This window comes from Chromobacterium aquaticum, from assembly GCF_021129195.1.
Taxonomy (GTDB): domain Bacteria; phylum Pseudomonadota; class Gammaproteobacteria; order Burkholderiales; family Chromobacteriaceae; genus Chromobacterium; species Chromobacterium aquaticum.
In genome coordinates this window covers 19,903-27,186 of sequence record NZ_JAJOHW010000068.1, presented here as the reverse complement: position 1 = coordinate 27,186, position 7,284 = coordinate 19,903, and the positions used below count along the sequence as shown (strand labels likewise).

At 66.1% G+C, this 7,284-nt stretch carries 9 protein-coding genes; 7 read left to right on the top strand and 2 right to left on the bottom strand.

The features are described 5' to 3' along the window. Positions 1-24: 24 nt before the first annotated feature. Both LQT98_RS11150 and LQT98_RS11145 read right to left on the bottom strand, forming a co-directional pair. The gene (locus LQT98_RS11150) at positions 25-393 is read right to left on the bottom strand and encodes a hypothetical protein (RefSeq protein ID WP_156183697.1); all 369 of its coding nucleotides are present in this window, start codon (positions 391-393) and stop codon (positions 25-27) included. Positions 394-651: 258 nt separating this feature from the next. Further along, positions 652-999: a Mor transcription activator family protein gene (locus LQT98_RS11145; RefSeq protein ID WP_231462379.1), complete on the bottom strand. Its 348-nt coding sequence runs from the start codon at positions 997-999 to the stop codon at positions 652-654. Between the two features lie 231 nt (positions 1,000-1,230). On the opposite strand from LQT98_RS11145, the gene LQT98_RS11140 reads away from it, so the two are divergent. The 7 genes from LQT98_RS11140 (at position 1,231) to LQT98_RS11115 (ending at position 7,251) form a co-directional block, all read left to right on the top strand. After that, positions 1,231-1,695 (top strand): Gp37 family protein, encoded by a 465-nt coding sequence (locus tag LQT98_RS11140; protein ID WP_231462378.1) that lies wholly within the window; start codon positions 1,231-1,233, stop codon positions 1,693-1,695. Then, entirely contained in the window at positions 1,692-1,889 is a 198-nt protein-coding gene (locus LQT98_RS11135; RefSeq protein WP_231462377.1) for a hypothetical protein, read from the top strand. Before LQT98_RS11140 ends, LQT98_RS11135 begins: the two co-directional genes overlap by 4 nt. A 2-nt stretch (positions 1,890-1,891) precedes the next feature. Beyond that, complete coding sequence (locus LQT98_RS11130; protein ID WP_231462376.1) at positions 1,892-3,328, top strand: phage tail sheath subtilisin-like domain-containing protein; 1,437 nt, start codon at positions 1,892-1,894, stop codon at positions 3,326-3,328. A 2-nt stretch (positions 3,329-3,330) separates the two neighbouring features. Continuing rightward, complete coding sequence (locus LQT98_RS11125; protein WP_048408047.1) at positions 3,331-3,855, top strand: phage major tail tube protein; 525 nt, start codon at positions 3,331-3,333, stop codon at positions 3,853-3,855. A 214-nt stretch (positions 3,856-4,069) separates the two neighbouring features. After that, positions 4,070-4,324 carry a phage tail assembly protein gene (locus LQT98_RS11120; RefSeq protein ID WP_019101636.1) on the top strand — a complete coding sequence of 85 codons (255 nt, stop codon included), beginning with the start codon at positions 4,070-4,072 and terminating at the stop codon, positions 4,322-4,324. A gap of 25 nt (positions 4,325-4,349) precedes the next feature. Further along, positions 4,350-4,478, top strand: a complete 129-nt coding sequence (locus LQT98_RS24045; RefSeq protein WP_191186169.1) for a GpE family phage tail protein — start codon at positions 4,350-4,352, stop codon at positions 4,476-4,478. 124 nt (positions 4,479-4,602) lie between these two features. Beyond that, positions 4,603-7,251 (top strand): hypothetical protein, encoded by a 2,649-nt coding sequence (locus LQT98_RS11115; RefSeq protein WP_231462375.1) that lies wholly within the window; start codon positions 4,603-4,605, stop codon positions 7,249-7,251. The last annotated feature ends 33 nt before the right edge of the window (positions 7,252-7,284 follow it).

The window sequence follows — 7,284 nt, the reverse complement described above, 5'->3', positions numbered from 1 at the left end:
GGGAGGCTTTGTTGCGTTTGGCGTTCAGTAATAGCTGACCACCAGTTGGCCGCGCTGGCTGTTCTTGGGCGTGGCGATGCTGAAGCTGCGGCTCCGTTCGCTGCGGTCCAGATCCAGGCCATTGGCGGAGGGCTGGCTGCTGCTGCGGGCATCGGCCTTGGCTTGCAGCGGCAAGGTTTTGCCGTTGGCCAGCAAGGCTTCGAGGTGGAGGGGCGCCTTGCATTTGCCCACTTGCAACTGGCTGGGGGCATTGTCGCGCGGCGGAGCGCTCAAGGACATCGGACATTGAGCTTCGACGATGCGACCACTGAAGGTGATGACGCCGCCGCCGGCCAGGATGGCGGACGACAGCAACAGGCATGCCATGGCGGCAAGCGGCGCTGGATGTTTCATGTGAATACCCCGTTTAGTCTTGGCTAGTGTTTGCAGCGGCTCTGCGGCGGCTGTCTCGAATTGCCTTCTAGGTATAGGGGGTATCCGGATTGGGTGCAGGAAAATATTAATATATTAATTTGAATCTTAATAGATATCTGCTATATGTGTTTCAAATGGACGTGTTATTCATCGATAAATGGTTTAAAAACGCGAATGAAAGCCGCTCACCCGATCAAGAGGTGAGCGGCTTTTTTGATATGGAGCCCGCCGGCGTCGTCAGTTGCCCGGAGCGCTGCGCTGTTCCTGCTCGCGCTGGCGTTCCGCCTTGATGATTTTGTAGATCCATTGCAGCGATACGCCGTAGCGCCGCGCCAGCTCCGCGTGGTTGCCGCCGGTGAATTCGCGGTAGATCTGTTGATCGCGCTGCGCGGAGCGGTAGGACAAGCCGATGGGGAAGTAGATGTTCTGCCCGCCCCAATGCTTGGCCATGCGTTCGGCGATTTCCTGCCCCAGCTGCTCGGCTTGCTGTTGTTCTGTGTTGGTGAGCTGTTTCAGCGTCATGGCCACGTGCTGGGCCAGGTCGACGAGCAGTTCCGGGCCTTTGCTGCGAAAGCGTGCTTGCATGGCGTTGTCCTTTGGCGGCGGTATCGATGACGGCCATTATCGCTGTCTTCACGCGCGCGGCCCGGATGACGCGTGTCAGCGCCGGAGCGCGCCCTTCTTCTGTAAAGCGCATTAAAAGACCGCCGCCGTGGCGGTGGCGCATCCTTGCCCTCGTTCGATGGCCATGCGTCGTCGGCAACCGTCATCGCGAGCGATCTCGCGTTCCTTCCCATGTTGTCCAGGAGCCCGCCCGTGGCCAGCACTTCCCAGATCGTCGACGCGTTCGTCACGCGTTTGCGCGGCATTTTGCCGCAACTGAGCGTCGAGCATTATGCCGGCGCGCCGGCCGAGTATCGGCTCGAACATCCGCAAGGCGCGCTCTTGTTGAGCTACCGCGGCAGCCAGTTCGCTGCGCCGCGCGACACGGCCGGTTTCGGCCAGCAGCGCACCTTGCAGTTGGAGCTGACGCTGCTGCTGCGGCGCGCCAACGCGCAGTTCAACGATACGGAGGCGCTGGACGCGGCGCGACGCGCCTGCCTTGGGTTTGCCGCACCGGATTGCCGAGCCGCGTGGCTGTCGTCCGAAACCTTTCTGGGGTTCAGCGACGGCATTGCCCGCTATGCCATTTCGCTGGCCGCCGACACCTGGCAGGTGGCGGAGGCGGCCATTGGGCATGAGCCTGTGTTAACCGCAGTCACTAACGAGGAGCAACCATGAAGTACTTGTATTCCGGGCCGATCAGCGGCGTCACCCTGGCCGATGGCCAGGAAATCATGTTGTTTCCCGGCGCCGAGGTGGAGATGCCGGAGCAGCACGATTACACCCGCATGCTGCTGGCCTTGCGGCACCTGAGCCCGCTGCCGGCCGTGGCGGCGGAACCGATCTCCCCTAGCGCTGAACAAGGAGCTTGAGCATGGCAGCGAATTATCTGCATGGCGTGGAAACCATTGAAGTCGAACGCGGCGCGCGCCCGGTGCGCACCGTCAAATCGGCGGTGATCGGCCTGATCGGCACCGCGCCGCTGGCGCCGGAAGCGGCCAACACTCCGGTGTTGTGCCTGTCGGAAAAGGACGCGGCGGCCTTCGGCCCGCAACTGGCCGGCTTTACCATCCCGCAAGCGCTGAACGCGATCTACGATCACGGCGCCGGCACCGTGGTGGTGATCAATGTGCTGGACCCGGCGTTGCACAAGAGCCCGGTCGCCGGCGAGGCAGTGACGCTGGACGCGGCCACCGGCCAGGGCAAGACCGCCAAGGCGGCGCTGCAGAACGTGGTGGTGAAGAGCGCCGACGGCGCCACCGCCTACGTGGCCGGCACCGACTACCTGCTGGACGCGGTCAACGGCAAGATCACCCGGCTGAAGGACGGCGCCATCGCCGCCGGCACCGGCCTGAAAGTCAGCTATGACTACGCCGACCCGGCCAAGATCACCGCCGCCGACATCATCGGCGCGGTCAACGCCGCCGGCAACCGCACCGGCCTGAAGGCGCTGCAGGACACCTATAACCGCTTCGGTTTCTTCGCCAAACTGTTGATCGCGCCGGGCTTCTGCACCCAGAACTCGGTGGCCAGCGCGATGGCGGCCATGGCCGACAAGCTGGACGCCATCGCCTACGTCGACGCGCCGATCGGCACCAGCTTCGCTCAGGCGCAAGCGGGCCGCGGCCCGGCCGGCGGCATCAACTTCAACACCTCCAGCGACCGCGTGCGCCTGTGCTATCCGCACGTCAAGGTGTTCGACCCTGCCACCAACGACACCCGTCTGGAGCCGCTGTCGGCCCGCGCCGCCGGCCTGCGCGCCAAGGTGGACAACGACAAGGGCTTCTGGTGGTCCAGTTCCAACCAGGAACTGGCCGGCGTCATCGGCGTGGAGCGCCAGCTGACCGCGATGATAGACGACCCGCAGTCCGAGGTGAACCTGCTGAACGAGCAGGGCATCACCACGGTGTTCTCCAGCTTCGGTTCCGGCTTCCGCCTGTGGGGCAACCGCACCGCCGCCTGGCCCACCGTCAGCCACATGCGCAACTTCGAGAACGTGCGCCGCACCGGCGACGTGATCAATGAGTCGATCCGCTACTTCAGCCAGCAGTTCATCGACATGCCGCTGAACCAGGCCACCATCGACGCGCTGGTGGAATCGGTGAACGGCTATGGCCGCAAGCTGATCGGCGACGGCGCGCTGCTGGGCTTCAAGGCCTGGTTCGACGTGGCGCGCAATCCGGAGACCGAGCTGGCCGCCGGCCATCTGCTGATCAGCTACAAGTACACGGTGCCGCCGCCGCTGGAACGTCTGACCTTTGAGACCGAGATCACCTCGGAATACCTGTTGAGCCTGAAGGGAGGCAATTGATCATGGCAGGCAAGATTGAAATCAACCGCATCACCAACGCCAACATCTACATCAACGGCAACTCGCTGTTGGGTCGCGCCGAGGAGATCAAGCTACCGGACGTGTCCGCCATCATGCAGGAGCACAAGGCGCTGGGCATGGTTGGCAAGATCGAGCTGCCGGCCGGCTTCGACAAGCTGGAAGGCGAGATCAAGTGGAACTCCTTGTACAAGGACGTGGCCAAGATCATCGCCAATCCGTTCCAGGCGGTGCAATTGCAGGCCCGCTCCAGCATCGAGACCTATGGCGCGCAGGGCCGCTTGCAGCAAGTCAGCCTGGTGACCTTCCTGACCGTGATGTTCAAGAAGAACCCGCTGGGCACTTACAAGCAGCATGAAAATGCCGATTTCAGCTCCTCCTTCTCCGCCACCTACATCAAGCAGGTAGTGGATGGCGAGGATGTGCTGGAGCTGGACTACCTGGCCAATATCTTCCGGGTGGGCGGCGACGACATGCTGGAACTGTACCGCCGCAATATCGGCGGTTGATGAAGGGCCGGCCACCGGCCGGTTTGTCGACACGCATTCTTGCTGATGAGGCGAGGCCCGGCGTTGCCGGGTCTTCCGGAGCCGCCGGAGGCGGCTTGTCGGCAAGCAGGCCGGGGCTTTCAAGCCTTTCCCTAAAGGGCTTTAACAGACCCGCCGGGCCGTAAACCGGAAAATGAAGCTCATCAACCACGCAGTCCGCGACCAAGGAGCTCACATGAAGATCAAACTCAAATACCCGTTCACCAACGCCGCCGGCGAACGCCTGGACAGCCTGGAAATCAGCCGCCTGAAGCGCGCCGATCTCAAGGCCGCCAGCCATCACAGCCAGGACGACGCCGACCAGGAGGATTTCCTGTTCGCGCGCATGACCGGCCTGACGCTGGAAGACATCGACCAGCTCGACATCGCCGACAGCCGCGCGCTGGCGGACTGCTTTCGCGACATGGTGGGCGTCTCCGACGACGCTTAAGGACTTCGACGAAGCGCTGCTGACCGTGCTCGGCCTGCCGCCGTCGGAAATCGACGCGCTGGCGATGGACGACTACTGGTTCTGGTGCGAGGTGGCGGAGCGTGAGATCCAGCGCCGCCACGAGCGCGAACAGCAGTGGCTGGATCGAGACTGATTTTTCCTGCGCCGCGCGTTCGCGCGGCCCGGGGCCGGCCCGTCCGTCAGGACGGCCGCCGGCCCCACCCAGAGCCGCCGGAGCTGGTTTGGCGGCCTTCCCCTCATACTCACAGGCTAACACCATGGTAAGCGAGTTTTTCATCGGTCTTAAGGTGGGAGCGACGCTGTCCGGGGTCTTCGACAACGCCTTCCGCTCCGCGCGCGCCTCCTTGGATGAACTGGGCAAGACCAGCTTGCGCTTGCGCGACCGCCAGCGCGAGCTGAGCGACAGCGTGGAGCGTTCCCGCAAGGCCTTCGCCGCGCTGGATCTGCCGCAGCTGGAGCGAGATCACCACAAGCTGGAGCTGACGCTGGAGCGCTTGCGCCAGCGGCACGACGCCTGGCTGGACAGCGTCAAGCGCGGCCAGGGCGTCAAGCTCGCCCTGCCCGGCGTGTCCCAGGTCAGCGAGCTGGTGGCCAAGTGCCGCGTCGAGCTGCAGGCCTCGGTGAAGGTCAAGGCGGTGATCGAAGTGGAGCAGCGGGTGCTGGAAAGCCAGGAGCGGCAAAAAGACGCCACCTGCAATCCGCGCCCGCCGACCGTGCCCAAGCGCCCGACTCCGCGCGGCGACGGCGGCGACAAGTCCAAGGACGCGCCGCCCGATCTCGAATCCACCCTCCAGCGTCTGCGCACGCCCGGCATCCAGCGATGGATAGGCGTGGCCGACGCTGTTCAGCTGTCCTCGCGCTGGCTGTCCGACGCCGCCGGCAAAACCCACGAAGCCCTGTCCAAAGGCCTGGGCAATAAGGCCTTGCGCTATGTGCACGGCAAGCTCAACCCGTTGCTGGGCGGCAAGCTGCCCAGCGTGGACGCCATGCTGGGCGCGCTGGAAAGCACCCGCGACGCCGGCGACACCGTCGCCAAGGGCGCGGCCAGGGTGGGCCAGGCGCTGCGCCGTTACGCCGACACCCCGGGCAATGTGCTGGCCAAGATCGCCGCCGCCAGCGAGACGCTGCTGAAAGAAGACGGCGCCAAGGCGGCCCAGCCGGGCAAGGGGGGCGGCGCGGCGGCCAAGGGCAAGGCCGGCGGCGGCAAGATCCGCTCCGCCATTCGTCTATTGCAAGGCCTGCCGGCGCCGGACGCCACGCCCCTGATCGAATTCAACGACAAGGTGGGCGGCATCAGCCGCGATGTGGCCAAGGTGGCCGGCACCGTGCACAAGACCTTGTCGCAAGGCATGGGCAACAAGGCGCTGCGCTATGTGCACGGCAAGCTCAACCCCTTGCTGGGCGGCAAGCTGCCCAGCGTGGAAAGCATACTGGGCTCGGTGAAAGCGCTGGAGGACGGCGCGACCAAGGCCGGCGAGATCAGCGACAAGGTGGGCAAGTCGCTGCGCCGCTACCAGGACACCAAGGGCGGCTTGCTGAGCAAGCTGTGGGCCGCCGGCAGCGAATGGTTCAAGGAAGACAAGCCGGGCGCCACCCAGAACCAGGCGGACAAGCCCGGCGACTGCATGGGCGCCAAGCCCGAGAACTGCTGCTGTTGCTGCCAGCCGGCCACGCGCGACATCGACAAGCCCGGCGACGGCATGGACCCGGATCGGGACGAGCGCCGCAAGAAAGAGCGCCGCGACAAGGAGAAAAAGGGCGACAGACGCGAGCGCGGCCGCAAGGAGCGGCGACCCAGGCCCAAGCCGCGTCCCAAGCCCAGCCCGAAACGGAGGCCCAGTCCGAAGCCGAGACCGAGCCCCAGGCGGAGCCCGCGTCCGCGGCGCCTGCCCAAGGGCCGTGGCTTGCCCGGCGGCATCGGCGAGGTGTTCCGCCGCGGCGCGGCGCTGGCCAAGGCCGGAATCAAGGGCCTGGGCAATGCGCTGAAACAGGTGCCGGGCATGCTGCGCGGCGGCGCGCAGAAAACCGGGGACTGGCTCAAGAGCCTGCCGGGCAAGGCCAAGGCCGGCGCGCAGAGCGCGGCCAAGGCGGCGGGCTCGGTGGCCAGCCGCGTCGGCGCGGGGCTGAAGCGTCTGCCCGGACTGGCGCGCGGCGGCATCGGCAACGCGGCCAAGCTGGCCAGAACGGTGGCCCAGCGCGCGGCGCCGCTGCTGAAAACCGGCGCCGGCGTGGCCAAGGCCGGACTCGGCATCGGCAAGGAAGTGTTCAAGCGCACCGGCGGCCTGCTCAAGGCCGGCGTCGCCGGCTCGGTGATCACGGCGTTGGAGGCCGGCCAGGAAGCGTGGAACGTCAGCAAGTCCAATCGCAGCCAGACCGAGAAGAACAAGGAGTACTGGAAGATAGGCGGCAAGGCCGGCGGCTCCATCGGCGGCGCGGCGATGGGCGCGGCCATCGGCAGCATGATCCTGCCCGGCGTCGGCACCCTGGTGGGCGGCGTCATCGGCCACTTCGCCGGCAAATACGCCGGGGAATGGGCCGGCGGCAAGGTGGGCAACGCCATCCACGGCGCGGCCATGCCCGGCAAGGCCAAAGCGCCGACGGCGGGCGGCGCGACGCCCGCGCCCCAGGCGCCTGCGCAGCTTCAAGCGCAAGCCCAGGCGCAAGCGCGCAGCCAGCAGCTGCAACGCCTGCAACAGGGCGGCGCGGCGGCCAGGGCGCCGGCCAAGAGCGCGGGCGGCGGCATGAACATCAGCTTCGCGCCGCACATCACCGTCAACGCCGGCGCGCCGGCGGGCGTCAAGCAGCAGGTGCAGCAGGCGATGCAGCTGTCCTTCGCCGAGTTCGAACGCCTGATGCGGCGCTACGAGGCGGATAGGCAACGGCGTAGCTATAGCGCCCGCGCTTGAGCCGCGGAGCCTGGCGCGCTAGCGCGCCGGCTC